We start from the raw sequence: 25,724 nt of genomic DNA on the forward strand, positions 1-25,724 counted from the left end.
TATGCATGACGATTTAAAGCAAAGCTACCAAAACATTATTACCGCTGTGGGTGAAGATGCAGGCCGAGAAGGTCTTCTCGATACACCAAAACGTGCAGCAAAAGCCATGGAGTATTTAACCAAAGGGTATCGTCAAACGCTTGATGAAATTACCAATAATGCGGTATTTAGCTCAGACGCTGACGATATGGTACTTGTCCAAGATATAGAGCTTTACTCTATGTGTGAGCACCACCTATTACCTTTTATTGGTCGTTGCCATATTGCTTATATTCCCGATGGCAAAGTACTAGGCTTATCTAAATTTGCGCGTATTGTTGATATGTTTGCACGCCGCTTTCAAATTCAAGAGCAGCTTACTCATCAAATTGCTAAAGCCGTTGAGGAAGTAACCGGTGCTAAAGGCGTAGGTGTTATTGTTGAAGCTAAACACATGTGTATGATGATGCGCGGTGTAGAAAAGCAAAACTCAAGTATGCGTACCTCTGTAATGCTAGGTAACTTTAGAAGTGACTCTAAAACGCGTAACGAGTTTTTACAGCTTATTAAGGGTTAATTATGGCCAACGCAATTATTAACGTAACCAACTTACGCTTACGTACATTTATTGGTTTTAACCCAGAAGAACGGGAAAAAAAGCAAGATGTAGTGATTAATTTAGAAATTCACTACCCTGCTGATGACGCCTGTAAAACAGACGAAGTGGACCAAGCGCTTAACTATAAAGTGATCACCAAAGAGGTGATAAACCTAGTAGAGCAAGGGCACTTTTTGTTGCTTGAAAAGCTGGTTGCCGAAATACTTGCAGTATGCCATACACATCCAAGCGTGCATTACGCAAAAGCCAGAGTAGATAAACCGCATGCACTGCGCTTTGCCGACTCAGTTTCGCTCACGCTTGATTGGTCAAAGTAACTTTACAAAACCGCTTGTGCACCACTGGCAAGGGCAATAACGGCTAAATACCGCGCGCCTTTGCCAATGCTCACTAATAATAAAAACAGGCTAAAACGCACTTTAAATATGCCGCCAATTACCGTTAGTGGGTCGCCAACAATCGGCAGCCAAGCAAACAGTAAGCTATATACCCCATATTTTTTAAATTGAGATTGCGCTTTTTCAAGCCCCTTGGCCGATACCGGAAACCATTTTTTGTGCTTAAAACGTAGCACATGAGTTCCCAACCAATAATTAACACAACTTCCTAGCACATTACCTGAAGTAGCGGCTAACCACAGCAGCCACAGATTAGCTTTTGCTTGGCTTATCATGGTAACAAGTACCACTTCTGAAGAACTTGGTAATAAAGTAGCGGACACAAACGCACTAAAAAATAAGGTGATATAAATCATTAAGTACTTAAAGTAAAAACCCAGCATACAGCTGGGTTTATTAAAGGGTCGTCATTTATTTTATCAAATTTAGACTCAGTGGGTAATTAAACTCTTTCCCTTCGTTGGCTTTAATACTGGCTAACACCACCATGATAAAAGAAAAAATAGCCACTAAAGGCAGCAAAACGAGGCCGATTACGGCAAATACCAGTAAAAAACATATAAAGTAAGCTATAGCCATAGTAATTTGAAAATTAAGCGATTTTTTACCGTGTAAATCGACAATTGGCATTTCATCTTTTTTAATAAGCCATACCACTAATGGCCCAAGTATAGAGCCAAACGGAATAACAAAGCCGGCTACAGCGCTTAAATGGCAAAGCATAGCCCATGTTTTTTCGTCTTTTGATAACGGCTCAAGCTGTTGATTTTCTTCCATTACGCTCTCCTTATTAGTTAATATATACTGCCTTTTTATTGAGCAGGTGTCTATATAGAGGCAGCTATATTGTTAAATAACACGCCCTAACCTGCTGTGATAAAAAAGTGATAACTTTGTGAGAGTTTCTTGAGGTGGTTATTCAATACTTAGCCTGAATCATCACTTACAGGAAATAATAATGAAAGCTTCAGCATTTACAGTTGCAACCCTTTTAGCAGTAGCTAGCCAATCAACATTGGCAGCAGAGCTAGAAGTAGAAATTACTAACCTTACTAAAGGCCTTTATTTTACACCGGTACTAATAACAGCACACGATAGCGAAGATCAACTTTTTGAAGTTGCAACCGAAGCCTCTGCTGCACTGCAAGCAATGGCTGAAGGCGGCGATATATCAGCACTTGTTACTCAAGCGTCAGCATCGAGCAGCGATATTGCAGAAAACCCAGCGGCAGGCCTTTTAGCACCCGCGGCATCTGCAACAGCAGAGCTCACAACTACCGATGGCAACGAATACCTATCTGTAGCGGCTATGTTACTGCCAACCAATGATGGCTTTGTAGGCCTTGATAGCTGGAAAGTTCCAACAGAAGCAGGCACCTATACTGTTTACCTCAATGGTTATGATGCAGGTACAGAAGCAAATAACGAACTTGTAGTAGAAGGCTCGGGTGCACCTGGTGTATTAGGTATCCCTGCTGCACCGGGCGGCCAAGCAGGCACTAACGGTAAAGGTATTACAACTGGCGATACAAATACGATGGTGCACATTCACCCGGGAGCCCTTGGCGATGATGACCTAGAAGGTGGAAACAGTGATTTGAATAACACTGTACACAGATGGTTAAACCCCATTGCAAAATTAACTGTGACGGTTAAATAGGAGAGTTAATTATGTCATCTCTTTCTAATTTTAAAAAAAGTGCGCTTATTTTACTGTTAGCCAGCTCAATAGCCGCATGTGGCGATAACGATAATAACGACTCTATTGAAGAGCAAGAACCTGTGGTTATTGTAGAGCCCGAACCTGTTGTTTATGAGTTTACTATCACTTTTAGTAACTTAACGGCTGGACAACCACTATCACCACTCTCGGTCATTGCATTTGATGAAACCCCACCATGGAAATTTGGTGAGACGGCTTCTGCTGGTTTAGAAATGATTGCTGAAAGCGGCGCTAATGAAGAGTACCTTAGCGATGAAAATGCACTTGCTTCAGCCTCGGCTGAAGGCGGCATTGGCCCTGGCGAAACAACCTCTGTAACCCTTTTAGTTGATGCACAAGATGTTCTTAATTTATCTTTTGCTGCCATGCTTGGGAATACAAATGACGCTTTTACCGGTCTTAGTTCTGTAGATGTATCAACATTGGAAGTAGGCAGTTCAATATCACGAACGACGTCCGTTTACGATGCAGGTACGGAAGCGAATACAGAAACAGCTGACACTGTGCCTGGTCCCGCTGCTGGCGGCGAAGGGTTTAACGAAATACGCGACGATATTGCCGATATAATCACAATGCACCCAGGTGTTGTGTCTAATCAAGATGGCTTATCAAACTCTGCACTAGGTACTGAACATAAGTTTGATAACCCAGTATCAAAAATCGTGATCACTCGTACACAGTAAAACAGCTTGTAATGGGGATGTGAGGCGACACGGATGTCCCTTTTTTACGAGGTTAACCATGCGGCACGAAAAAATACTGGTAGTAGAAGACGACAGAGAAATAGGGCAATTAATAACAACTCAACTTGCTGCGTTAAATTTGCATGTTGACCATGTTGTAAGCGCTGAGCTCGCACTAAAAAAAATAGCAAAACAACCTTACGGGCTTATTTTACTGGATATAAACCTGCCACAAATGGATGGCTTGAGTTTATGCCGTAAAATTAAAGAGCACTACCCTACCATTTCCGTTATTTTACTTACCGCGCTCAGTAGCGATATGGACCGTGTAATTGGCCTTGAAATGGGTGCTGATGACTATATTTGTAAACCCTTTTTTGCTCGCGAATTACAAGCCCGCGTTAAAACACAACTTCGCCACCGCTCACAGCTTCTAGCGATTCAAAATAACGAAAACGACAGCCCGTGCAACGAACAAACGCTAAATATAGGCTCACTCAATATTGAATTTAGCTCACATCAAGTTTATTTAGACGAACAAGCACTTAACCTCACCGCCACTGAATTTGATTTACTGGTATATTTTGCTCGCCACCCAAACCATGTTTTTAGCCGTCAGCAATTGCTCGACAAAGTATGGGGGTATCAGCACAGCGGGTACGAGCATACCGTTAACTCACATATAAATAGGTTACGCGCCAAACTTGAGCTACATCATCAAGCGCCTATTATCGAAACCGTTTGGGGCGTTGGCTACAAACTAAATCCAAGCCAACTTACTTAAGAGCCTTATTATGAACCTATCTTTGTATCAAAAATTAGCGGTGTCGTTGGTGGTTATATTTTGCTTTATTTGTGCACTCGTTTACAGCTGGAGTAAACAACTAGAGCTCACCTCAAAACATCATGGCGAGCAAAACCTGCACTTAGCCCTAGCTGAGCATTTAGTACAAGATAACCCATTAATAAAAGAGGGTGTATACGACTACGCAGCCCTAGAAAACCTATTTCATACCTTAATGTTATTAGGCCCCGCATTTGAGTTTTATTTTGTAGATGAAAACGGAAAAATCCTCACTTACTCAGCAGAGCCTGGTAAAGTTAAACGCACTCATATTAATTTAGCCCCCTTAAAAAAGCTGATTAACACCCCAGCTGCAGCGCCAATTTATGGTGATGATCCAAGAAATAAAGCGCAGCAAAAAATATTCTCTGTAGCGCCTGTTTTTAATAACGATAAGCTGCAAGGGTACTTGTACGTAATTATTGGCGGTGAAGCTTACGATACCTCTTTAAACACAATTAAAAATAATGACAAACTATGGCTTGCCGCATTATGGCTTGGAGCTGCACTTGCATTTTTACTGATTGCGATGCTTATTTTACTACGCTTTTTTACCAACCCTATTCAGCGATTAGCCCGTGATGTAAGCAATATTGAAGCAGCTAATTACAGCCTTACTGATACCAAACTCAGCAACTATTCGACCCAAAAAAGTAACGAAGTGCACAGTTTAGGCCGTAACATTCAAGCTATGGTTACCCGGATTGACGAGCAATTTAAAGCACTTGAGCAAAGCGATAAACAGCGCAAGGAGTTGCTTACCCACTTATCTCACGATTTAAGAACCCCCCTTGCCTCTTTGCAGGGGTTTTTAGAGGTGCTTAATCAGTCGGGGTCGCAATTAAGTGCTAAAGAACAACAAGAATACTTACATGTATCCCTTAATAACTGCGCGCAGCTTAAACAGCTTATTGAACAAATTTTTGAATTAGCCCATTTAGAAAACGGCGAAATAAGCATTCACAAAGAAACCTTTAATTTAGGTGAGCTTATTTACGATTGCATTGCTAAGTTTTCTCTAACCGCTGAGAAAAAAGGCCTTAACTTAACGGTAGAACCTGCAATTTGCGATTTTCCTGTTGTAGCCGATATTGCAAAACTTGAGCGTGTTTTAAGTAATTTAATTGATAACGCAATAAGGCACACACCTAAAGGCGGCAGCATAGCTGTAAACGTTAAGCGTATTGATGAAAAGCAATTATTTGTGCAGGTTTCTGATACCGGCGTGGGTATTAAGCATGATGAGCTAAACGCAATTTTTAATCCGCATTATCAGGCTTCAAATTCAAATAACGAAGGGCGCCAACAAGGTGGCTTAGGGTTGGCTATTTGTAAGGGGTTACTAAAACTTATGGACAGTGAAATAAATGTACAAAGTGAGCTGGGCAAAGGCACTATGTTTAGCTTTAACTTGCCGCAAAAAATAAAGGTATAGCCAACGGCTATACCTTTAGAACATTACTTAATTTTTATTTTGTTAGTTTTTAATACCGGCTAAATCAAGCATAAATGCATAGTTTAGCGCAGTATCTTCTAGGCGTTTAAAGCGACCAGACGCCCCGCCATGGCCGGCTTCCATATCTATTTTAAACAGCAGTTTATTATCATCTGTTTTATAGTCACGCAGCTTTGCAACCCACTTAGCTGGCTCAAAATATTGAACTTGTGAGTCATGTAAACCGGTAGTCACTAACATATTAGGATACGCTTGCTTTGAGACTTGATCATACGGCGAGTACGACAGCATGTAATCGTAATATTCTTTTTCATTTGGGTTACCCCACTCACCATACTCATTGGTGGTAAGAGGTATGCTTGCATCAAGCATGGTGGTAACTACATCAACAAAAGGCACTGCTGCAACCACCCCTTTATATAGCTCTGGTGCTTGGTTAACCACCGCGCCCATTAATAAACCACCAGCACTACCACCGTAGGCAAATATTTCGTCTTTTGCGCCATAACCTTGTGCCACTAATGATTTGGTTACATCAACAAAGTCGTTAAAAGTGTTCTTTTTAGTTAATAACTTTCCGTCTTCATACCATGGGCGTCCTAGCATTTGCGAACCACGCACATGCGCTATAGCAAACACAAAGCCACGGTCTAATAAGCTTAAACGTGAGCTTGAAAAAGTAGGGTCCATGGTGGCGCCGTACGAGCCATAACCATATTGCAGTAATGGGTTTGTGCCATCCTTTTTAAATGCATCTTTACGGTACACTAAGCTTACGGGGACTTTTATACCATCGCGCGCACCTACAAAAATACGCTCCGAGGCATAGTTATCTGCGTTAAAATCACCTAACACGGCTTGCTGTTTAAGTAGGGTTTTATCACCCGATTTAAGGTCAATATCGTACGACGAAACCGGTGTCGTCATACTGGTATAATAAACACGTAATTTGTCGCTGTTTATATCGTTGTTGCCATAGCTTGCAATGGTATAGGCACTGTCGTTAAAGCTTAGCGTGTGCTCATCTCCAGTCGATAAATGGCGTACAATAAGGCGCGACTGACCGAGTTCTCGCTCTTGATATACAAGGTAGTCTTTAAATAAATCAACGCCTTCTAGCTTAATATCATCGCGCGGCGCAATTACCGTTTGCCAATTTGCTTTATCATGCGCTTTATCTACATCCACCTTCATAAGCTGAAAGTTAACCGCATTTAAGTTAGTGACGATGTAATACGTATTGCCAAGCTTTGAAATACTGTATTCTAGGTCGTCCTCACGCTCAATTAAGCGCTTAGGTTTTGCTTTATTATTATCTGCGCTGAGTACCGACATACCAGAGGCATTGGTGCTGCTGTGCCAAATATATATTTCTGAGCCATCTTTGCTCTTACTAATACCCGTGTAATAACTTGTATCAGCTTCTTCGTAAATAAGTTCATCATCGCTTTGCGGTGTACCTAACGTATGGCGAAAAACTTGATAGCCAAGTAAGGTTTGTGCATCTTTTTTAATGTAGTAAAAGGTTTTATTATCGTTTGCCCAAATAACGCCGCCGTTTGTTCCCTCAAGCGTGTCTTCGAGTAATTGACCTGTGGTTAAATCTTTTACCTTTATGGTGTAAATTCTACGGCTAACGGTGTCTTCCCCGTACGCCATTAAATTTCCGTTAGTACTTACAGATAAGCCACTTACAGCAAAGTAGTCGTGATCTTTGGCCAACGCATTTACATCTAAAATAACTTGCTGATCAGTGCCTTTAAAATCGCTACTGCGAACATAGGTAGGGTATTCGTTTTCGCCACGCGTTTGTGATGAATAGAAATAGTCGCCTTTTTTAACAGGCACCGAGTCATCGTCTTTTTTAATACGCCCTTTTAACTCTTCAAATAGCTTATCTTGCAATGTTTGAGTATGCGCAAGCATTGCCTCGGTATAAACGTTTTCAGCATTTAAATAACTTATAACGTCTGGCGCTTTACGCTCGTCATCACGCAACCAGTAGTAATCATCAATACGCGTATCGCCATGAATCGTCATTTCATGAGGTACTTTTTTAGCAACTGGCGCCATGGCGCTCACTGGTTTTTCTGTTTGTTGTGTTTGCATAGTAGTTGCTGTATCTGAAGGTGTACTTTTAGGCGCATTATCACACCCGGCTAGCACAGCGAGTGATAACGCGGCTAGCGTGAATGAAGAACGAATCATTATGAAATCTCTATGGTTTTTATTATTGGTGCTATTAAATATACCTAATAATAAAGCGTGGTGTAATTTAGTTTGTGAAGCTATGTAAAAAGGGAGCCGAGGCTCCCTTTAAAATAACGTGTTAGTTATAAAATTACTTTTGTTTACGACGACGCATAAATGCAAACGGCGCAGCAAGTAACGTTAACCAAGCTAGTGAGCCCGATGAACCATTGCTTTCAGGCTCTGGTGTTGGCGTCACTGGCTGAGGGTCTGCAATGGTATCGTTAACAACGATTGATACCATAGTTTCTTCGGCGCTAGTGCCTGATGCTTCACGCACTGTGTATGTGAAGCTATCTTCACCAGAGAACTGTGCATTTGGCGTATAATCAATCGTGCCATCTTCATTCACGGTTGTAGAGCCATTTGCAGGTGCAGAAACCACCTCAACAGTTGATGCCACTAAGCTGCCTTTAATTCTTACACCTTTATGGGCAGAGAATTCTGCGTTCTCTGTTTCTGAAGAGGCTACTGCGTCAAATACAAAACGCGACTCAGCCATGTCATTGGCTAATACATCAATAGTCACTGTTTGCTCTTCATCAACTTCTACTGCATCTGCAGCTGTGTAATGGCTACGATCTTTTGCAAAGGCTTGATATTGAATATCAACAACACCGCCTTTGATTTGATCGACTAAGTAGCCACTACCAATAGCATTACCCGTTGGAACTGTGTCCAGCATTGCACCTACGTTGCCATCAGCAGACTCTACACCCGCTGAGTAAGGTGCAGGTAAAGCAGGCACATCAATGTAGTTCATACGAACTTCATCAGTCCCTTCTTTTAAGATCACTTGGAACGTGTACTTATCACCTAAAGAACTACCCCAAAGCTCAACGTCATGCCATTCTACAACTACATAGCCGCTATCAAATTTAGCCACATAAAGATCACCGCCACCGCTCGTGCCACCAGCTAAATCAAAGTCAGCCCAAAGCGGCGCAATAACACCATTAGGTGTACGTGCATTAGGCATTGCTTGAGGGCTCCAAGAGTTAGTTGTATTTACATCTGCACCAACAGCAATAAAGCCGTTATCTGAGATAGTAAATGCTGAGTACTCTTTCCCATCAAAAATAAAGTCAGCTTCAACCGTAATAGTTATCTCATCACACCCGTCAGGACACGCTTGTGGCTCAATGCCTTCATCAGCCAATGAGAAGGTACCTAAGAAATCACTGCTGTTAATAGCAAATTCTTTTGGTCCCAATGTACCTGTCCAAGTTAGCTCTTTATTGTCTTCACTTAATGTTACTTCACCTGCACCATTAGTCACTTCAACAACAGGGGCAGCACCTTTAAGAAGTTCTGCATTTTCATCAAGTTTTACATTTACTGATAGCTCGTCAGTGAACAGAGTATTATTAAATTGCACACCTACTTTTGCTGGAGTAGAAGAATTTAAAGAATCTGCATCGACTGTTGCACTAAACACACTGCTATTTGTTGCTTCGTTATCGTAAATAGCAAATGGTAAGTGAGCGATTTGACCTGTCTCAGTATGAGTCCATACTACGTGGCCAAAGTTCCACCCTTTTACATCGTTAAATGTTGAATCAATATCTAAGTTAAATTCAGCCATGTCAGTGCTTGTTTCTGCACCTTCAGAGTCTGTTGAGGTAGAACCGTGCGCGCCAAGCATAACGGTGCTAGGCGAAACTGTAATTTCAGCGCCTTGCATATCGGTTACTACTTTTGCAGTCCACTCACCGGCAGTATCAGTCATGTTTTGCACGGTATTTGAGAAACTACAAACACTTAAACAACTAGGGTCAGCGTAAGAGCCATGATCAAATGTAAGTGCTGCCTCTAGCGCATTAGGCATATCTAATCGACCGGCACCTACATCAAATGCATCAGCTTTGGTAACTAAGTCTTCTTTATGTAGGCCATCCATTTTAGATGAGCTCATAAGTGCCGTTTTGATTTGTACCGCATTCCACTCTGGGTGAGCTTGCTTCATCAATGCTGCTGCACCAGCAACATGAGGGCTTGCCATACTTGTGCCTGTAATCGCATTAAAGGTAATACCATTACCTTCATCTGGCGAGTACGCAGATAAAATATCTGTACCTGGCGCTGCAATATCAGGTTTTAAGAAGCTAGGCTCACCATTAGGACCACGCGAACTTGAAGAGTTTACTGCATCAGTAAATTTCTCTTGAATTGTTCTTTTAACACTAGGGTCGAGTGAAGCAATAACCGGCTCTTCAGCTGCAGTTAACAGCTCAACCAAGCTTAAACCATCTTCTTGACTAATCGCTGAGGCTGGAATTGTGGCGTCATCCATAGACATGCCCATAGCACCGCCAGCAACATTGTTGTGGATAATTACCGCTGTTGCACCTGCTTTTGCCGCATTTTCAGCTTTAGCTGAAAACGCACAGCTACCACGAGAGATTAATGCTACAGAGTCTGCAAATGAGATATCTTCAGCAAACTCTTCACACCCTTCAAAATTATCAGGAGCAATCACTTGCGCCGAAATAATAGGAAGTGAAATAGGGTCTGTTAATAAACCATTGCTTCCTTCAATACTTAAATAGGTTTCGCCTGCCACTTCAATTTGCTGAGAGAAGAAACGCCCTGTTTGTGTATTAGCAACTGTTAAACCAGACTCAATACAGCTAGGACAACCAATAGTTTGTGCGCCGTTACCATCGTTACCAGCTGCGGTTACAACCACTACACCCGCTTCTTCTGCAGCTGTGAATAAATCACTGTATGCACTGCTTGATGGATTACCACCAGCACCACCGCCCCACGAGTTATTAATTACGTCTGCGCCATCTTTAATGGCCGCTTCTAATGCCCCCATTAGTGCAACGGTAGTACCACTGCCTCGTCCATCGGCTGTGTGCCAAAGCGCTTTATAAGCCATTAACTGTGCCGCTGGTGCAACACCTGAAATTGACACGTTATTGTCTTGGTAAGTAATTTCAATTGGGTTACCTACAGCAGTACCAGCAACATGCGTTCCGTGACCGTCGTAACCGAGTGGAGAACCTATATATTCGTCAGGGTGAACATCACTTGGTGTTGGACCAAATGCACGCGCCACAATTAATTTATTATTACAAAAATCGGCTTCACCACCCTCTATACGACAGTAATCAGGGTTTTCTGCGATGTAAGCCGCTTCTTCTTCACTAAACTCTGCAGCTGCAAAGCCCACATCTGAAAACATAGGGTTTTCTGGGCGAATACCCGAGTCAATAATAGCAACTTTAACGCCTTTACCAGCTTCAGATTGACCACCAAGCGCCTGCCATGCCTCAACGCCTCTAATCACATCAATAGAAGCATCCATTAATGTGTGGTACTCAGTATCTAAAAATACTTTTTTTACACCCGCAAGTTTAGCGAGCTTTTCACGTTGACCTTGCTCACCTTCTACCACGATACCGTTGAATAACGTACTAAATGAATGTGAAACCGAGCCACCGCTAACAGATGCGGCTACTTGCGCTACACTTTTTTGTTTTGCTTTTAAGTAGCTGCTGTACTTTAACGCAGGTGCTGAAGATAGATTAACTTTACTATCCCCAGTTACTGCTGCAGAGGTTGCTTCAAGCCCTGCAATGCCGCCTTTGTAGGTTGCTAGCGGCTCGTCTTCAAGCTGGATAATATAGCGTGCTTTAGTAGAAATGGTTTTATCTTGAGAGTATGTTTTTACACTTGATGTTTCTGGGACATATCCTTTAGATAAATCAGGTGCGGCGGCTGCACCGTATGGCATCATAGCTAAACCTATAGCTGATGAAATAGCGGTTCTTTTCAGTGTTATATTAGACATTATTTCCCCTGGAGTGAGTTTTATATTATTGTATTTACTCAATTCAATGTGATTAGAATTGTGATTTTAATATAGAACTACAGCCCTCAGGCTAGCAACAACTCAATTACAAGTGGATTACAAAACTGCAGGAATAGCATCGCAAAAACATCACAACAAACTAATTTTAAATAAGTTTTTCCATTTCTGTGATTTGTAAATCACTGTAAACAAAACCTAACTTCTCTATGGAAAATGAATGAGTAACGACGTTATAAATATTTTAACCATGGCTAAAGTAATTCAGACTGCCGTCGCCCCTGTCTTTTTAATTACGGGTATTGCTGCCACGCTCGGGGTTTTATCTAATCGCTTAGCCCGCATTACTGACCGTGCGCGACAACTTGAGCGAAAACTCAAGGTAAGCACCGATGAAGACTTTAATAAAACCCTAGCCACAGAGCTGCGAGCCCTGTTAAAGCGCTCTCGATGTATTCACATTGCTTTTAGTATGAGCGTGCTAAGCGCCTTGCTAGTATGTGCTGTGGTTATGCTGTTGTTTTTATCACACATTCAGTCTATTAATTTAGGGGTAACAATTGCCAGCTGTTTTGTGGCTGCAATGGCCTTATTAATATGTGGGTTTATGTCGCTACTTGGCGAGGTATTTTTGGCCACACGTAGTATGCGCCGAGGGATGATATTTGCTGATATTAACGATTAGCAATAAAAAAGCCCGAGATTTTCTCGGGCTTTTATCACAACATTTTAATTTTATTGTGCAGTATAAATAGTCTCTAGCACTTCAATTCGCGCTTCTTTAGTATAATCAGATGACTTTAACTGCTCTGCAGCAGCTAAAATATCTTGGCCATCATTAACAGCTAAAACCGCTATTTTAGTACCTGGGAAAACAGACACTACCTTTAAGCCAGACAGCTGAGCTACCTCTGTTGCGTTCATGCCATCTTTAAGCAAAACAGTAATATTGCCAGAAAGCGACGTTAAGTTGTTTGTTAGGACATTACGTACCAGTGTACCTTTTGTTACTAACGATGAAGCCTCAGAAGACTCAACAACCGCCATCTCACCTTTAGTAGAAACAACATACTCATCAGCAGCAACACTTGTTGGTACTAAACGTAAGTTTTTTTCTACAACGTAAGAGCCAAAGTCGGTTTTGCTGTATTTCACACTATTTACCGGCTTTTTTGGAAGTTGCAGCTCTTTATCTGCTACTGAACTCGCTGTTGCACTTAGAGAAATACACGCAGCAGCACCTAAAATAACTAATTTATTCATTTTCATATCTATATTCCTTACTCTTGACCTGCGTGACCAAATGCTCTCAACGAAACGCCTTCTAAAACGCTTGCGGCACGGTTATTTGAAATACCTACGGCACCAAGTCCGTTATCCCCGCCATCGCTGAATGCAAAGCTATCTGCTGCAGCATCAAGAACACGAATAGTCCAAGTACCTTTTGTTGTCTCGCCATAGAAAGCATTAGACAGTAGTACCGCATCTTTTAAAACATAGCCTGTGTTCCAACCGTTAGTAAAGCTATAAGCTGGGTAAAATAGAGCTTGCTTAGACGCTAGTAATACACTGCGTGTGCCTGATGGAGACGTCACTTCAATTGCTAAATCGGTACCAGCAGATGTTTGCGTACCATCCGCTAAACCAAAGCCCATTTCAGTATTGCTCACATCAAACTTAAACTGCATTGCTTCAATGTTTAGCTCTTCTTCAACAGTGATTTGCTGTGTAACACCCGCGGCACTGTTATCTGGGATTTCTAGCGTAAGGGCCTCTTCTTCAACAACAGAGCCAACACCACTCCAATCTGTAATAACTTGCTCACCTAATGCTACGTCGTACTCTTTCGCCATCGCAACTGCAGCACCAGCATCTACACGTCCAAAACCGTATAAGTTATTAAAGTTATAACCTGCTGCATTTTCAACCCAGCCGTCATGCGCTACAAATTCACCTTCACCAACGCTAAGCGTTACAACTTCATCTTCTGCATCGTTAACTGTGCTTGTAGTAGCTAAGATATGACGAACATCGCGCCATGTTAGCTCTGAATTAGCTGATAAAATCAATGATACTACACCTGACGCATTAGGTGCTGCCGAAGAAGTACCATTAAACGTAGAGGTATAGTTACAGCTAGCGTTATCTTCATGTCCTGGGTAGTTGAATGGGTATTGCGATGCAGCAAAGTCTTCGCCATATGCTGCAGCCCATGCCGTAATCGAGCTACCATTAAAGCCTGAGTACCCATTAATACAGGTCATTTGATCAGTTGTTACCATGGCAGGCGCCCAGCGCCCATATTCACCCGCAGGGGCTGAAACCATTAAGTTAGCACCACCGCTTGAGTAGCTTGTATGCGTACCATCAGCATTTACAGCTGCAACGCTTAAGTAATATGGATGACCTTGGCTTGGCTCAAACGCGCCGTTATAACAAGTAAGGCCTAGCTCATTTGCGCCGTTATCGGCACATAATGACCCTTCACCGCTACCATCTACAAACGAGTTACCGCTCGATTTCATGTTTAGGGCACCTTTACCATCACGAAGGTTAAGGTTAGGGTAAGACTCGATAGCTTCATCTAGCTCTGAGTAGCCAATAAACGTTGGGAAGGTAATACCGTAGCTGCGGTTAAAAGCAGAAATATTTTCTGACGTGCTAATACCGCTACCTGGGAAACCATGCGCGAGTAAATCAGTTTGCTCAATTTTATCGCCACCTAGGTAGTTCATGCCAATTAGACCAGCATCTGGTGCAACACCGCGCCCACCCTTACCATTCCAACCTTTCGCTGCAATTAAGCCTGCAACACTGGTACCGTGGTCGCCACTGTTTGACAGACTTGTAGGGTCGGTGCGATCCAACACATCAACATCTAAATTTAAAGAACGGTTTGGTAAAACGTTATCAACTAAGTCTTCGTGACGAATTTCCATACCAGAGTCAACAACAACCGCCGTTACGCCAGCACCTGTAACACCTTGAGCGTACGCAGCTGCTACGTTCATATCTTCGCCAGCAACCAATTCTTCTGCTTCTGATTCAGCAAAATCCTCGTCAAAAATAGTTTGCGCTTCTTCTTCGCTGTAACCTAATTGGTTGACATATAAATCAATTAGGCCTTGTTTCATATCATCGCTTAAAGCATACGACTTTTGACCTGTGTTACGTAGGTGCCATTGCTGATTAGCTAACGGGTCAGTTGCAATATCACTAATTGTTAATTGCGCAGACGCCGATTTACCATTTGCATTAGCGGTGTAATCAATTACCGCGTCTTCGCCTGAAACAGGAACGTAAGTAAAGGTATCGCCTTCAACTGTTAACAAGCCATGGCTAAAAGTATATACGCCATCTTGCGCTTCAACCGCTTCACCATTTTCAGTAAATGTATAACTAAGTGTATCGCCATCGTTATCACTTGCATTAAACTCAGCAGTTACAGGTACCCATTGCTTTAAACCGGCAACGGCTACATCGCTTGCTTTTGGTGCAACATCAGTTACTACAGCAACTTGGCTATTATTGTCATTGTCGCTGCCACCACACCCTGCAAGGGTCATAACTACTGCGGCAGAAAGTGCCGACATTTTAAAAATATTATGCTTCATAAACTTCCTTCGTTAATTATTTTTATGATGACTCAAGGTACACAACAGGGCACTTAATAACAACGCGCTGTTTACAGTCGTTAACAATAAACTGACAAGCTGTAATGATATATTCAGAAACCAAGCTATGGGACATTAAAGTTTCACTTGAATAAAATAAGCAATCGATTCAAGATGTCTAATTAGTAGATATAATTTCTTACAGGGGCAAAACATGAAATTAAAACAATTTTTAGCAGGGGTTGCTTTAGCAACATGTACACTTAGCGTATCTGCAAATACTGCATTTAAAGAGCCAAGTGATGCTATTGAATACCGTCAAGCTGCGTTTTCTATGATTTCAGTGCAAATTAGCGATATGGGCGCGATGCTAAAAGGTAAAATTCCTTTTGATGCAGAGCAATTTAAAATGCGCGCTAATAACGCAGCAGCCCTTTCTAAAATGCCATGGGAAGCGTTTTACGAAGGCACTGATAAAGGTGATACAGCAGCATTAGCTGATGTATGGTCTGATAATGCAACCTTTGTTAAAAAAGCCAATGCCTTTGCTGCCAATGCAGATAAGCTGGCTTTAGCAGCTCAATCTGGCGATAAGGCGGTAATTGGTAAAGCATTTGGCGCATGGGCCAAAGGCTGTAAAGATTGCCACAAGCAATTTAAAGACTAATTACAATTAAAATATTGCACACTAAAACGGCGCTTTATGCGCCGTTTTGTTTTTTGTTAGCTATTAACTTAGCAAATAACTAAGTGGTTCTTTACCCCACGTAACAGCCAGTAGCACTAACAACCCAACAAAAATAGCCCACGCCAACCAAGGAGCTTTCGTGTTTTCTATATTAATTTGAGTGGCTTGCTCGCTGTTAGCCTGTTTACCGGTGATCATTGCTTTGACAAGTGGTTTTCCTTTTATTTTATACACAACAATGGCAGTAACATGCAGGCAAATGGCATAAAATAAAATATCGAAATTAAGGCGGTGCAGCCAATTTGCAAAATCAACCGTTGAGCTCGACACATACTCAACCAAAGGCCCATCAGACAAAATACCATCACTGCTCATTAGCCCGGTCACTAACTGCACTATAATAAGTACAAAAAACAACAAAACCATGTAGCTACCTGGCGCCGAATGACCCACCCCTTTAATGGGGTTTTTAAACTCTTTAAATACTGCTATTGGCGAGTGCAGTAACGCGCTTAACTTTGCCGTTTTACTGCCCACCAGCCCCCAAACTAAACGGGTCACTATTAATGCGATTGCGAAAAAGCCAGCCACAAAATGAAGCTCAATCATGCCCTCGTCAATGCTAAAGTAAAGCACAGCAATATTAATCACTAATAACCAATGAAAGCTTCTTATAAAGCCATCCCATACTTTTATACTTTGCATATAAATCCTTAACTTGTTGCCAGGCTCTGGCACATTATTTTGAGACTAAAGCCATTATTCCAAAGTTTTACTACCGCTGCATTAATGATATTACATAAAGCGCTATTTATGGCACACTAAACGCACCAACTTATTACTTACTTGCATTAATGAATATAACTAAACGCGCAGTATTAAAAGGTTTTTTTGATATGCTCCCGCTTTGCCTGGCGGTCGTTCCTTGGGGAATATTATGTGGCTCTTTAGCGATTCAAAATGGCTTTAGTGCCTTTGAAACACAAGCAATGTCATTACTTGTATTCGCGGGTTCTGCACAATTAGTTGCAATTGAACTAATGGCCGGTAACACCCCTTTACTGACTATTTTATTTACCACATTTATTATTAGCTCTCGGCATTTTTTATACGGTTTAGCCGTACGCCATAAAGTTATTTCACAGCCATTTCGGTGGCGCTTACCAATAAGTTTTGTACTAACCGACGAGCTGTTTGCCTTTTCGCATCACCGCAAAGCCTATAAAACAAAAGCGCGCCTAATATATGCTTTAAGCGCGGGTTTTAGTTTTTATATTGCATGGAACCTTTGGACACTCATAGGCATAGTTGCAGGAAGTGTGCTCCCTGATTTAACAAATTTAGGGCTCGACTTTGCTATTGCAGCTACATTTATTGCGCTTGTGGTACCGGGCATAAAAAATTTAGCCTCGCTGGTTACAGTGATTGTTGCGGGTATTAGCGCCACAGTTTTAAAAAGCACGGGGTTTGAGTTGTGGTTGGTTTGTGCTGCTCTACTTGCAATGAGCGCAGGCTACTTTACTGCAAGGCTTACACAAAAAAAGGACAGCCCATTATGATGCTCACTATATTATTAATGGCGTGTATTACCTTTTTTACTCGTTACTTATTTTTACATCAACGCCTTGGTTTTAAAGTGGGCCCTAAAATGCAGCAGTTTTTAAGCTTTAGCGCACCCGCTGTACTAACCGCTATTTGGGTACCTATTATTTTTATAAATGAAGACGGGCTCAACCTTAACTGGCACAACCCTTATTTAAGTGCAGCTATCGTTGCCATTATTGTTGCCTATAAAACACATAATATTTATTACACAACGCTTGCCAGTATGGGGTTATTTTTAATTTTAAACTAGGGCGTGTTGACCTTTGGCGTTTGAATTTGCAGCAGTATGTTTGGTTTTTAGGCAAGGCAGAGCCTGTGAAGTGTGGTTATTCCCCATAAATAGGCGATAACGTAGCATAAATGCCAAACATGCGCTGCCCTTTGGGTTCTGCCTAGGGGCGATAAACTCTTTGTTGCTCGGTTTTTACTTAGCCCACTAGGTTACAAACCTCGCGCCGCGATTTGATCGCCCCTAGGTTGAACAAATTTCAATCCGCAAAATTCAACACGCCCTAAATAACAGCCAACTCATTAGCGCATAGTTAAGCGCGGTATTAACAAGCCTAAATTTTATACTTTTAGTAACGCGCTTCAGCGGGTAGAATGTAGCTAACAACAATAAAAAAGCACCCATCATGCATGAATTTCATCAATTAACGGCTACTGCGTTAGACGGTAAAACAATTAATTTTAGCGACTTTGAAGGCAAGGTTGTGCTTATTGTTAATACCGCAAGTGAGTGTGGTTTTACTAAGCAGTACGAGTCGCTACAAACTCTTCATAGTAAGTACGCTAAAAGCGGATTGGTTATTATTGGTTTTCCATGTAATCAATTTGGTCAGCAAGAGCCAGGCGACGCGACGCAAATACAACAAGGTTGTTTAATCAATTACGGGGTAAGCTTTTTAATGGCCGCTAAGGTGGATGTAAACGGTCGTCACGCCCACCCTGTATTTAGGTATTTAAAATCGGCCTTACCCGGCTTTTTAACACGAAAAATAAAGTGGAACTTCACTAAGTTTTTGATAGCGCCCGATGGCACACCTATCAAGCGCTATGCGCCTTTTACAAAACCAGAAAAGCTAGAAACCACTATTCAACAAGCACTCGGTAAATTAAGTACACAATAAGTAATAAAGAGGCATAAAGCCTCTTTATTGCCAATGTTTAGCCTTTAAACATGCGTAAACGCACATTCAAACCCTAATAAAAAGGCGCATTATTTTAACTAGCACAATTTAGTCTATGTAATCGTTTAAGTCGTCTTCACCTAGGTTTTTACGCAAACGTTTTTGCTCAAGGTAATCTTCCAACTTCTTTTTCACCTTTTGCTTTTTTTTGTCATGCTGATTACGCCCGACCATTTCGTACTCGTCTTCAACAAAATCATCATCTAGCGCATCGTAACTAAATGTCTTACCCACAACCCACTCCATAAAGTGTTTGAGACCAACTCAGGTTTATTCCTGCACTTGGTAAATTAAAAATGTTTAGCGCTAAAATACGAACAAATTAGCACCAAAATAAAGCCACGTGACTATCGTAAATAGCCTTCATGTCAATATTGTGAATAAATAGCGCTAAATTAAGAAAGTGGAAAGTGAGAGTTTTTTATCGTTTCGACAAATAAAATTTATCATTTATTTATTTTTAGTGTTTTTGACTAAAAAGTAGTTTATTTATCAAAATTAAAAATCCTTAAAAACACACAAATTTGCATAACCTACTGTTTTAAAATAAAAATAAATAATGGCACCAAACTTGTTAATACTTAGCTGTCATCAACAATTATTAGAGAATAAACATGAAAAATTTACTATTAGTAAGCGCTTTAATTTGTACACCCGCTGCAATGGCACATAACGATAACAATGCGGGCATTTCGTTTAGCAATGAACAGTGCAATGTAGAGTTTAAAAACGATGTACGCATTAAACCTAGCGAATTAGAAATTTTTACCGCATCTAATCAATTCATGCGTTTTAACAGCAATGGCAACTTAACTATAAATGGCGAACAAGTATCCATTAACAGCGAGCAACGCCAAGCGCTTACTCAGTATTCTGACAACTTACGTACGCAGCTACCTGAGGTCGCTAATATTGCCTTAGACGGAGTAAAAATAGCCGGTGTAGCATTAGAGGAAGTAGCTAACGCATTTAATATTGATGGCCTTGATGACTTATCTGGCCTGATGGACGATATAAGACTTGAAGTAGAAAACACCTTTTATCAACAAGGTACGTTTGTAATGGGCCAACAAAGCTTTAATCAATTTGGTGAAAACTTTGAACACCAATTTGAGGAGCAAATAGAAACCGTGGTTGAGTCTGCCGTTATGCAATCAATGGGCAGTATTTTAGTTGCTTTAGGCTCTGAGCTGCTTGGTTCGGGTGGAGATATGGATGCATTTGAGCAGCGCATGGAAAATATGGGCGCGCAAATAGAAGAAAAAGTAGAGCTGCATGCCAGTGCGCTTGAAAAGCGTGCCAACTCTTTATGCGACAGCTTTGCCAACATAGCACAGCAAGAAGAGCAATTAGTAGCGCAGTTACCCCAGCTAAAAGGCTACGAGTTATTTACCATTAAACAAAATTAATACACCGCACCGTATTTAACATCCCTTTAGCAGCACTTGTATATTAGGTGCTGCTTTTTTATTCTTTTAGCGTGTGAGCCAACGCTCCTAACGTGGTAATAGCCTGCTCTATTTTTTCGCTCCACTGCACCCCGTAACTTAGCCTAATACAGCTTTTATACTTATTACTTGCTGAAAAAATAAGTCCGGGGGTTATGCTAATACCAGCTTCTAGCGCCAGTAAAAATAACTTTTGACTGTCTACCCCTTGGCCTAAATCAAGCCAAATAACACACCCACCTTTAGGGTCACTAATACGTGTATTTTTAGGCATCGCGTTTAATAAGCACCACCGCATGCGCTCTTTGTTATTACGTAAGCGCTGCCTAAGTACTTTTAAATTACGGTCATACTCACCACTGGCTATAAACTCAGAAAGCGTCCACTGATTTATAAGTGAGGCAGAGCAACTTAATGCACGCTTATGCCGGCGCGCTTGTCCAGCAAACTTGCCTGCTATTAACCAACCTACTCGATAACTTGGTGCAGCCGTTTTTGAAAACGAGGCGCAGCTGATCACAAGCCCTTTTTTGGAATACGCTAAAGCGGGCGTGCCACGCTTGGCAGTAAAGTGCAGATCACCGTACACATCATCTTCTATAAGAACAACATTATGTGACTCTATTAAGTCCACCATTTGCATGCGGCTTTCATCGCTCATAAAGCTGCCAACCGGGTTATTTATGGCGGTCGAAAACAAGCATGCTTTTATATCATGTTGTTCAAGCGCTTGAGCTAGGTCGTTAAGCCAAATACCATTGTCGGGGCATAGCGGGATTTCAAGCGCCTTTAATCCTAAGCTCTCTATTAGTTCAATAATGCCGTGATAACACGGGGTTTCAATTGCAACCACATCGCCGGGCTTAGTAACACACTTAAGTGCGATAGCCAGCGCCTCTTGCGCGCCATTGGTGATCACCAGTTCATCTATATTTACACCAATACCAAAGCCTAAGTATCTATGCACTAATTGCTTTTTAAGTGCAGCAAAACCATCAATAGGGCCATAATTAATAACACTCGCCCCAGCAATTGTCATAACCCGACGCATGGTACGGGCTAAAGCTTTATCGGTAGGCGCGGCAGCAACGGGATTGGCAATACCAAAGGCAATTACATTAGGTTGATGAATAGCGCTGTATACCTGCTCTATTAACGCTTGTTTATTTACAGTGACAGGCTCGCGGCTTAGTTTTACACGCTTTGGCAAACTGTAAACCGTGTTAAGCACCGTTAAAAAGTAGCCCGATTTTTCACGTGCCTCTACTAACCCTTGATCTTCTAACGCTTGATACGCTTGCTTAACCGTCGGAATGCTAATATTTAAGTTACTGGCCATTTTACGAAGCGAAGGAAGCTTTTCCCCAGGTAGTAACACCTTTTGCGCTTGCATGTCTTTAATTAGTTCAATAACTTGTTGGTATAAAAACTCGGCTTTTTGCTTATTGGCAGCTGGCTGCATATCTCGCCTCAAATCTGTATAGGTTACATTTATACTTTTCTGTATATGGTAAGTATACAGATAGACTCTAAAATAACCACTCAATCGGTTTTTTAGAGGTTTGCCATGAAAAGCGCAGCGCTATATCTCACAACAGTGTTAATTTGGGGCTCTACGTGGCTCGCGATTTCGTTTCAGCTAGGCGATATTGCTGTGGAGCTTTCTTTGTTTTATCGCTTTGCCATAGCAGCTGCATGTATGTGGCTATTTGTGGCCTACAAAAAGCCTAATATGCGATTTTCGTTAGTCGATCATGGCTTTTTTGCTTTATTGGCCATTTCTAACTTTGGCTTAAATTATTTGCTTTTGTATTGGGCACAAAACTACCTCTCATCGGCAATGGCCTCTATTGCATTTTCAATGTTGCTAATAATGAACATAGTCAACACCCGTTTATTTTTTGCAAAGCCCATTGCCAAACGTATTTACTGCGGCGCGTTAATCGGCGTGGTGGGTATTATTTGTCTGTTTTGGCCGCATTTACAGCAATTCGACTTGAGTAATGGGGCGTTGGTCGGGTTACTACTTGCCCTTGGGGGTACCTTTGTGGCTTCATTGGGCAATATGATTAGTGTACGTAATTCTAATCGTCAAATAGGTGTGCTGCAGGGTAACGCATGGGGCATGTTATATAGCGCAGTAGGTTTAGCCGTTTATGTATTAATAAATGGTATAACGGTCAGTTTTAGTGCCCCTACCAGCTATTGGCTGTCGCTATTGTATTTATCGGTTTTTGGCACTGTGATTGCGTTTGGCTGCTATTTTGCCTTGTTAAAAAACATTGGCCCCGAAAAAGCAAGCTACGCCATAGTGCTGTTTCCGCTAGTGGCCGTTGCATTAAGCAGCTTTTTTGAAGGCTTTGAGTGGCATGCAAACACCTTTGCCGGCTTTAGTTTAGTACTACTGGGTAATGCAATTGTACTTACCCCCACAAAAAGAATTAACGCCTTTTTAGCAAGCCGCTGCGTTGCTAAAAATGGCTCCGTCCCCAGTTAGAGGCGTTTTTAACGCACTAACACAAAAGCGCCTACCCTACTGTAGGCGCTTTTTTATTGGTATATGAAAATTAATAGCCTGCTCATGAATAGCAATAACCGCGGGCGTAACACCTACTAGCTCGCCATCGGCCTCAATTAATAAATTTTTAGTATTAATACGCGCCTGTTTGAGTTGGCTATAAGTAAGCTTTTTTAAAGTATGGTGGCGCTTAAAAATTAATTTAATAAAGCTATATAAGTGTTCAACAAGACTACCCGCTTGCATTTGGTAGCAATCAAGCAGTCCATCATCAATTTTAGCCCTAGGTGCTATTTTAATGCCGCCACCAAAATACTGAGAGTTCGCAAATACAGTTATTAAATTTTGATAGCTACATTGCTTATTTAAAAATGCTCCATTTAGTGTGCTTGCTTTGTAAGTAAAGAGCGATTTAAAACTCGTCCACTTATAGCGCCAAGCTGACATGCTTTGTAAATGACCCAACTGCTTAATTACATGAGCATCAAAACCAACACCTGCCACATTAATAAAGTAACGAGTATTAATTTTACCTACATCAATTAAGTGTGTGGGGGCATTAAAAATAGCGTTTTGCCACTGTTTAGCTGTGCAATGAAAGCGACGCGCAAAATCGTTGCCCGTACCACAAGGTAATATTGCCAAACTACATGCACTGTTAATCACGCCATTAAGTGCCAAATTAAGCGTGCCATCGCCTCCAATAGCCACTGCTATTTGGCTTTTTTGTGCATTCAATTTAACATTTGCTAAGTCGTACTCAAAATTGCCTGTCGTTTTAACCGTAATATAGAGAATATTTTTCTTCTGGCATGTTTTTTTAAGCCAATCGAGGTGATCTAACACCACATTTTTTACGCTCGGTTTAACTATTATTAACAACTGCAAGTAATTTACCTCCTATTAGCCAGTACGCCAGCATAAATAAGAATTAAGTTAAAATTAATTTATCTGAATAATTAATCACAAAAGTGCGTAAAAATTTACTAAAAAAATCAACAAATACAAAAAACACTTATAAAACAAATTAAAACTTAGTTCCCCTGGTTAAATAACTATGCAAAATGGGCACTTAGTAGTTTTAAACAAAAACAAAACAATGCAAATTCAGATAAAAATAACTAATAGCCAAGCCTTAGTTTATATTGTTGTATTTTTAAACAAAAAAGAGTCAAAATGCTCGCGATTTAAACACATACACCTTGGAGCAAAGACATGAACCCAATAAACACCCTAAACCAAAATGCAGCAGCCCACGTTGGCGTAAAACCAACTAACCGTAAAGCTAAAATGCTTGCTAAATTAAACCGTATGGGCAAAAAGTTAGCATTAAACAGCGCCGCGCAATACAAATAATCAATCTTGTTATGCTTATTAAGCAGGGGCAGTAAACAACTAACCACTATTGAAAGCGCTTCTTTAGCTCCCTTAGTTTGCTGCCACCCTTTAATTTTTAGTTTAAATCCTTCTAATTTCCCTCTATTTACAAAAAAAACCGCAATTACGCCTACTTTTTAAGCAAACAGTTTATTTGCTATTTACACGACGGTATCACCTAAGTATTATTCTGCGTCACGGAGAGATGGCAGAGTGGTCGAATGCACCGGTCTTGAAAACCGGCATAGGTTTGTAGCCTATCTAGGGTTCAAATCCCTATCTCTCCACCACTATTTAATTAATGGTATGAATAAACTACCGTTAATACAATCTGTTATGCGTTGGAGAGGTGTCCGAGTGGCCGAAGGAGCTCCCCTGCTAAGGGAGTATAGAGTTTGTAGCTCTATCGAGGGTTCGAATCCCTCCTTCTCCACCATTTCTTTTTAAAAACCGCTTAGTTGCGGTTTTTTTGTGCCTAAAATTTAACAACCAATGTATCCAAGGAGGGTGAGAGCCCTCGCTAGGGTTCGATAAAATGTCTGGAACACTTTAAGCCGCCGCAGGCGTTGCGAAGCAATTAATTACATGGATGTAATTAAGCTAATCCCTCCTTCTCCACCATTTCTTATTAAAAACCGCTTAGTTGCGGTTTTTTTGTGCTTAAAATTTAACAACCCATGTATCCAAAGAGGGTGAAAATCCTCGCTAGGGTTCGATAAAATGTCTGGAACACTTTAAGCCGCCGCAGGCGTTGCAAACCAATTAATTACATGGATGTAATTAAGCTAATCCCTCCTTCTCCACCATTTCTTATTAAAAGAGGTGAATCGAAACACATTGAATAGACTGGGTAGTTACGGCATTATTAATAATAACTCCACTAACGTAAGTTTAATTATGTTTCGTTTAATTGCACCTTTAATAGGCCTTGTGGCTTTAAGTACACACGCAGCCCAAGACATTACGGTTTATAAATGCACAATTAAAGGAGTCGCTACATTTAGCCAAACACCCTGTGCTGACAATGCAGAAGTTATTAAGCTAAAACAGCCACTAGTTGCCGATAAGTACAGCAATAATGCAAACTCACCCGCAATGCCTGGTGCCTCTGTAGATAACTACATTGAGATTAAAAAAATTGATCGTGAAATTAAACGCCACCAGCTTACTATCAAAAACTATAAAGAAGACTTAGCCGACGCCAAACAACAAGCCAGCTATGTTACTCAAGATCAAGCTAATAGAATGGGCGCCGAATCAATAGCCGATGCGATAGCCACTAAAACTACGGCGATTCAAAACCGCTATAACGCCTTAATTAGCGCAGTAGAGCAACAAATCTCTATTTTACAGCAGCAAAAACAGCAGCTGAGCAAACAACCTTAACTGCTAAAAAAGCAGTTTACACGTTGCGCAAGGTACACTTTTTACAACATATATTAAAAAATACCGCAAATAACATACTGTTCGCTATACTGATATTTAAAATTAAGTACTTTTAAAAAGTCAGGGAGC

General features: G+C 41.2%; 25 protein-coding genes and 2 tRNA genes. 17 read left to right on the top strand and 10 right to left on the bottom strand.

The window, feature by feature from the left end; all coding sequences use genetic code 11:
- Nucleotide 1: 1 nt before the first annotated feature.
- The gene (gene folE / locus SJY38_RS14410) at nt 2-556 is read left to right on the top strand and encodes a GTP cyclohydrolase I FolE (RefSeq protein ID WP_004589001.1); all 555 of its coding nucleotides are present in this window, start codon (nt 2-4) and stop codon (nt 554-556) included.
- A gap of 2 nt (nt 557-558) precedes the next feature.
- Nucleotides 559-915: a dihydroneopterin triphosphate 2'-epimerase gene (folX, locus tag SJY38_RS14415; RefSeq protein WP_024032091.1), complete on the top strand. Its 357-nt coding sequence runs from the start codon at nt 559-561 to the stop codon at nt 913-915.
- Between the two features lie 2 nt (nt 916-917).
- On the opposite strand, the gene SJY38_RS14420 is transcribed toward folX, so the two are convergent.
- Nucleotides 918-1,352 carry a YqaA family protein gene (locus SJY38_RS14420; RefSeq protein WP_377110012.1) on the bottom strand — a complete coding sequence of 145 codons (435 nt, stop codon included), beginning with the start codon at nt 1,350-1,352 and terminating at the stop codon, nt 918-920.
- 55 nt (nt 1,353-1,407) lie between these two features.
- Nucleotides 1,408-1,773, bottom strand: coding sequence for a DUF4870 domain-containing protein (locus tag SJY38_RS14425; protein ID WP_377110014.1), 366 nt, complete (start codon nt 1,771-1,773; stop codon nt 1,408-1,410).
- A 181-nt stretch (nt 1,774-1,954) separates the two neighbouring features.
- Between SJY38_RS14425 and SJY38_RS14430 the strand changes: the two genes are divergently transcribed.
- From SJY38_RS14430 to SJY38_RS14445, 4 genes are read left to right on the top strand one after another with little or no spacing between them, the layout of a single operon-like run.
- On the top strand, nt 1,955-2,656 hold the full coding sequence (locus SJY38_RS14430) for a spondin domain-containing protein (protein WP_377110016.1): 702 nt from the start codon (nt 1,955-1,957) through the stop codon (nt 2,654-2,656).
- A gap of 11 nt (nt 2,657-2,667) precedes the next feature.
- Complete coding sequence (locus SJY38_RS14435; RefSeq protein ID WP_377110018.1) at nt 2,668-3,402, top strand: spondin domain-containing protein; 735 nt, start codon at nt 2,668-2,670, stop codon at nt 3,400-3,402.
- A 58-nt stretch (nt 3,403-3,460) separates the two neighbouring features.
- Nucleotides 3,461-4,186 (top strand): response regulator transcription factor, encoded by a 726-nt coding sequence (locus tag SJY38_RS14440; protein WP_004589008.1) that lies wholly within the window; start codon nt 3,461-3,463, stop codon nt 4,184-4,186.
- A gap of 10 nt (nt 4,187-4,196) precedes the next feature.
- Nucleotides 4,197-5,681, top strand: a complete 1,485-nt coding sequence (locus SJY38_RS14445; protein ID WP_377110020.1) for a sensor histidine kinase — start codon at nt 4,197-4,199, stop codon at nt 5,679-5,681.
- A gap of 42 nt (nt 5,682-5,723) precedes the next feature.
- On the opposite strand, the gene SJY38_RS14450 is transcribed toward SJY38_RS14445, so the two are convergent.
- A complete protein-coding gene (locus tag SJY38_RS14450) occupies nt 5,724-7,910 on the bottom strand; it encodes a S9 family peptidase (protein WP_377110022.1) in 2,187 nt (728 codons plus the stop codon).
- A gap of 133 nt (nt 7,911-8,043) precedes the next feature.
- Nucleotides 8,044-11,751, bottom strand: a complete 3,708-nt coding sequence (locus tag SJY38_RS14455) for a S8 family serine peptidase (protein WP_377110024.1) — start codon at nt 11,749-11,751, stop codon at nt 8,044-8,046.
- A gap of 238 nt (nt 11,752-11,989) precedes the next feature.
- Between SJY38_RS14455 and SJY38_RS14460 the strand changes: the two genes are divergently transcribed.
- Nucleotides 11,990-12,454 carry a DUF2721 domain-containing protein gene (locus tag SJY38_RS14460; RefSeq protein ID WP_004589012.1) on the top strand — a complete coding sequence of 155 codons (465 nt, stop codon included), beginning with the start codon at nt 11,990-11,992 and terminating at the stop codon, nt 12,452-12,454.
- Nucleotides 12,455-12,504: 50 nt separating this feature from the next.
- Here the strand turns inward: SJY38_RS14460 and SJY38_RS14465 are convergent, their stop codons facing one another.
- Together SJY38_RS14465 and SJY38_RS14470 are read right to left on the bottom strand one after the other, a co-directional pair.
- On the bottom strand, nt 12,505-13,038 hold the full coding sequence (locus tag SJY38_RS14465; protein ID WP_024032099.1) for a hypothetical protein: 534 nt from the start codon (nt 13,036-13,038) through the stop codon (nt 12,505-12,507).
- Nucleotides 13,039-13,049: 11 nt separating this feature from the next.
- The gene (locus SJY38_RS14470) at nt 13,050-15,383 is read right to left on the bottom strand and encodes a S8 family serine peptidase (RefSeq protein WP_377110027.1); all 2,334 of its coding nucleotides are present in this window, start codon (nt 15,381-15,383) and stop codon (nt 13,050-13,052) included.
- Between the two features lie 214 nt (nt 15,384-15,597).
- Here SJY38_RS14470 and SJY38_RS14475 point away from each other — a divergent pair, with 214 nt between their 5' ends.
- Complete coding sequence (locus SJY38_RS14475; RefSeq protein WP_024032101.1) at nt 15,598-16,050, top strand: cytochrome c; 453 nt, start codon at nt 15,598-15,600, stop codon at nt 16,048-16,050.
- Nucleotides 16,051-16,113: 63 nt separating this feature from the next.
- Here SJY38_RS14475 and SJY38_RS14480 read toward each other — a convergent pair whose 3' ends face one another.
- Complete coding sequence (locus SJY38_RS14480; protein WP_377110029.1) at nt 16,114-16,776, bottom strand: cytochrome b/b6 domain-containing protein; 663 nt, start codon at nt 16,774-16,776, stop codon at nt 16,114-16,116.
- A gap of 149 nt (nt 16,777-16,925) precedes the next feature.
- On the opposite strand from SJY38_RS14480, the gene SJY38_RS14485 reads away from it, so the two are divergent.
- The 3 genes from SJY38_RS14485 (at nt 16,926) to SJY38_RS14495 (ending at nt 18,806) form a co-directional block, all read left to right on the top strand.
- The gene (locus SJY38_RS14485) at nt 16,926-17,630 is read left to right on the top strand and encodes an AzlC family ABC transporter permease (protein WP_029772236.1); all 705 of its coding nucleotides are present in this window, start codon (nt 16,926-16,928) and stop codon (nt 17,628-17,630) included.
- Nucleotides 17,627-17,926 carry an AzlD domain-containing protein gene (locus SJY38_RS14490; RefSeq protein WP_004589018.1) on the top strand — a complete coding sequence of 100 codons (300 nt, stop codon included), beginning with the start codon at nt 17,627-17,629 and terminating at the stop codon, nt 17,924-17,926. Before SJY38_RS14485 ends, SJY38_RS14490 begins: the two co-directional genes overlap by 4 nt.
- A 385-nt stretch (nt 17,927-18,311) precedes the next feature.
- Nucleotides 18,312-18,806 (top strand): glutathione peroxidase, encoded by a 495-nt coding sequence (locus SJY38_RS14495; protein ID WP_377110032.1) that lies wholly within the window; start codon nt 18,312-18,314, stop codon nt 18,804-18,806.
- 108 nt (nt 18,807-18,914) lie between these two features.
- Here the strand turns inward: SJY38_RS14495 and SJY38_RS14500 are convergent, their stop codons facing one another.
- Nucleotides 18,915-19,100 carry a PA3496 family putative envelope integrity protein gene (locus SJY38_RS14500; protein WP_004589020.1) on the bottom strand — a complete coding sequence of 62 codons (186 nt, stop codon included), beginning with the start codon at nt 19,098-19,100 and terminating at the stop codon, nt 18,915-18,917.
- Nucleotides 19,101-19,480: 380 nt separating this feature from the next.
- On the opposite strand from SJY38_RS14500, the gene SJY38_RS14505 reads away from it, so the two are divergent.
- Nucleotides 19,481-20,275: a YggN family protein gene (locus SJY38_RS14505; protein WP_004589021.1), complete on the top strand. Its 795-nt coding sequence runs from the start codon at nt 19,481-19,483 to the stop codon at nt 20,273-20,275.
- Between the two features lie 58 nt (nt 20,276-20,333).
- Here SJY38_RS14505 and SJY38_RS14510 read toward each other — a convergent pair whose 3' ends face one another.
- Complete coding sequence (locus SJY38_RS14510; RefSeq protein WP_054983689.1) at nt 20,334-21,776, bottom strand: PLP-dependent aminotransferase family protein; 1,443 nt, start codon at nt 21,774-21,776, stop codon at nt 20,334-20,336.
- A 105-nt stretch (nt 21,777-21,881) separates the two neighbouring features.
- On the opposite strand from SJY38_RS14510, the gene SJY38_RS14515 reads away from it, so the two are divergent.
- Nucleotides 21,882-22,811 carry a DMT family transporter gene (locus SJY38_RS14515; protein ID WP_055255371.1) on the top strand — a complete coding sequence of 310 codons (930 nt, stop codon included), beginning with the start codon at nt 21,882-21,884 and terminating at the stop codon, nt 22,809-22,811.
- A gap of 36 nt (nt 22,812-22,847) precedes the next feature.
- On the opposite strand, the gene SJY38_RS14520 is transcribed toward SJY38_RS14515, so the two are convergent.
- On the bottom strand, nt 22,848-23,720 hold the full coding sequence (locus tag SJY38_RS14520; RefSeq protein WP_377110035.1) for a diacylglycerol/lipid kinase family protein: 873 nt from the start codon (nt 23,718-23,720) through the stop codon (nt 22,848-22,850).
- A 327-nt stretch (nt 23,721-24,047) separates the two neighbouring features.
- Here SJY38_RS14520 and SJY38_RS14525 point away from each other — a divergent pair, with 327 nt between their 5' ends.
- From SJY38_RS14525 to SJY38_RS14540, 4 genes are all read left to right on the top strand, one after another.
- Nucleotides 24,048-24,188, top strand: a complete 141-nt coding sequence (locus tag SJY38_RS14525) for a hypothetical protein (RefSeq protein ID WP_004589025.1) — start codon at nt 24,048-24,050, stop codon at nt 24,186-24,188.
- A gap of 220 nt (nt 24,189-24,408) precedes the next feature.
- A tRNA-Ser gene (locus tag SJY38_RS14530) sits at nt 24,409-24,499 on the top strand.
- 53 nt (nt 24,500-24,552) lie between these two features.
- Nucleotides 24,553-24,645 (top strand) — tRNA-Ser (locus SJY38_RS14535).
- Nucleotides 24,646-25,106: 461 nt separating this feature from the next.
- Nucleotides 25,107-25,595 carry an RNA-binding protein gene (locus tag SJY38_RS14540; protein WP_377110037.1) on the top strand — a complete coding sequence of 163 codons (489 nt, stop codon included), beginning with the start codon at nt 25,107-25,109 and terminating at the stop codon, nt 25,593-25,595.
- Nucleotides 25,596-25,724 lie beyond the last annotated feature (129 nt).

Origin of the sequence: Pseudoalteromonas sp. R86517, assembly GCF_042466295.1 — a bacterium.
GTDB lineage: Bacteria > Pseudomonadota > Gammaproteobacteria > Enterobacterales > Alteromonadaceae > Pseudoalteromonas > Pseudoalteromonas atlantica.

What these genes read in the sequence shown, in the direction of transcription:
- SJY38_RS14455 (WP_377110024.1), bottom strand. Translation starts at nt 11,751, where the DNA reads ATGTCTAATATAACACTGAAAAGAACCGCTATTTCATCAGCTATAGGT.
- SJY38_RS14525 (WP_004589025.1), top strand. Translation starts at nt 24,048, where the DNA reads ATGAACCCAATAAACACCCTAAACCAAAATGCAGCAGCCCACGTTGGC.
- SJY38_RS14430 (WP_377110016.1), top strand. Translation starts at nt 1,955, where the DNA reads ATGAAAGCTTCAGCATTTACAGTTGCAACCCTTTTAGCAGTAGCTAGC.
- SJY38_RS14515 (WP_055255371.1), top strand. Translation starts at nt 21,882, where the DNA reads ATGAAAAGCGCAGCGCTATATCTCACAACAGTGTTAATTTGGGGCTCT.
- SJY38_RS14450 (WP_377110022.1), bottom strand. Translation starts at nt 7,910, where the DNA reads ATGATTCGTTCTTCATTCACGCTAGCCGCGTTATCACTCGCTGTGCTA.
- SJY38_RS14485 (WP_029772236.1), top strand. Translation starts at nt 16,926, where the DNA reads ATGAATATAACTAAACGCGCAGTATTAAAAGGTTTTTTTGATATGCTC.
- SJY38_RS14445 (WP_377110020.1), top strand. Translation starts at nt 4,197, where the DNA reads ATGAACCTATCTTTGTATCAAAAATTAGCGGTGTCGTTGGTGGTTATA.
- SJY38_RS14495 (WP_377110032.1), top strand. Translation starts at nt 18,312, where the DNA reads ATGCATGAATTTCATCAATTAACGGCTACTGCGTTAGACGGTAAAACA.
- SJY38_RS14475 (WP_024032101.1), top strand. Translation starts at nt 15,598, where the DNA reads ATGAAATTAAAACAATTTTTAGCAGGGGTTGCTTTAGCAACATGTACA.
- SJY38_RS14510 (WP_054983689.1), bottom strand. Translation starts at nt 21,776, where the DNA reads ATGCAGCCAGCTGCCAATAAGCAAAAAGCCGAGTTTTTATACCAACAA.
- SJY38_RS14490 (WP_004589018.1), top strand. Translation starts at nt 17,627, where the DNA reads ATGATGCTCACTATATTATTAATGGCGTGTATTACCTTTTTTACTCGT.
- folX (WP_024032091.1), top strand. Translation starts at nt 559, where the DNA reads ATGGCCAACGCAATTATTAACGTAACCAACTTACGCTTACGTACATTT.
- SJY38_RS14435 (WP_377110018.1), top strand. Translation starts at nt 2,668, where the DNA reads ATGTCATCTCTTTCTAATTTTAAAAAAAGTGCGCTTATTTTACTGTTA.
- SJY38_RS14440 (WP_004589008.1), top strand. Translation starts at nt 3,461, where the DNA reads ATGCGGCACGAAAAAATACTGGTAGTAGAAGACGACAGAGAAATAGGG.
- SJY38_RS14460 (WP_004589012.1), top strand. Translation starts at nt 11,990, where the DNA reads ATGAGTAACGACGTTATAAATATTTTAACCATGGCTAAAGTAATTCAG.
- folE (WP_004589001.1), top strand. Translation starts at nt 2, where the DNA reads ATGCATGACGATTTAAAGCAAAGCTACCAAAACATTATTACCGCTGTG.
- SJY38_RS14465 (WP_024032099.1), bottom strand. Translation starts at nt 13,038, where the DNA reads ATGAAAATGAATAAATTAGTTATTTTAGGTGCTGCTGCGTGTATTTCT.
- SJY38_RS14505 (WP_004589021.1), top strand. Translation starts at nt 19,481, where the DNA reads ATGAAAAATTTACTATTAGTAAGCGCTTTAATTTGTACACCCGCTGCA.
- SJY38_RS14420 (WP_377110012.1), bottom strand. Translation starts at nt 1,352, where the DNA reads ATGATTTATATCACCTTATTTTTTAGTGCGTTTGTGTCCGCTACTTTA.
- SJY38_RS14470 (WP_377110027.1), bottom strand. Translation starts at nt 15,383, where the DNA reads ATGAAGCATAATATTTTTAAAATGTCGGCACTTTCTGCCGCAGTAGTT.
- SJY38_RS14540 (WP_377110037.1), top strand. Translation starts at nt 25,107, where the DNA reads ATGTTTCGTTTAATTGCACCTTTAATAGGCCTTGTGGCTTTAAGTACA.
- SJY38_RS14480 (WP_377110029.1), bottom strand. Translation starts at nt 16,776, where the DNA reads ATGCAAAGTATAAAAGTATGGGATGGCTTTATAAGAAGCTTTCATTGG.
- SJY38_RS14425 (WP_377110014.1), bottom strand. Translation starts at nt 1,773, where the DNA reads ATGGAAGAAAATCAACAGCTTGAGCCGTTATCAAAAGACGAAAAAACA.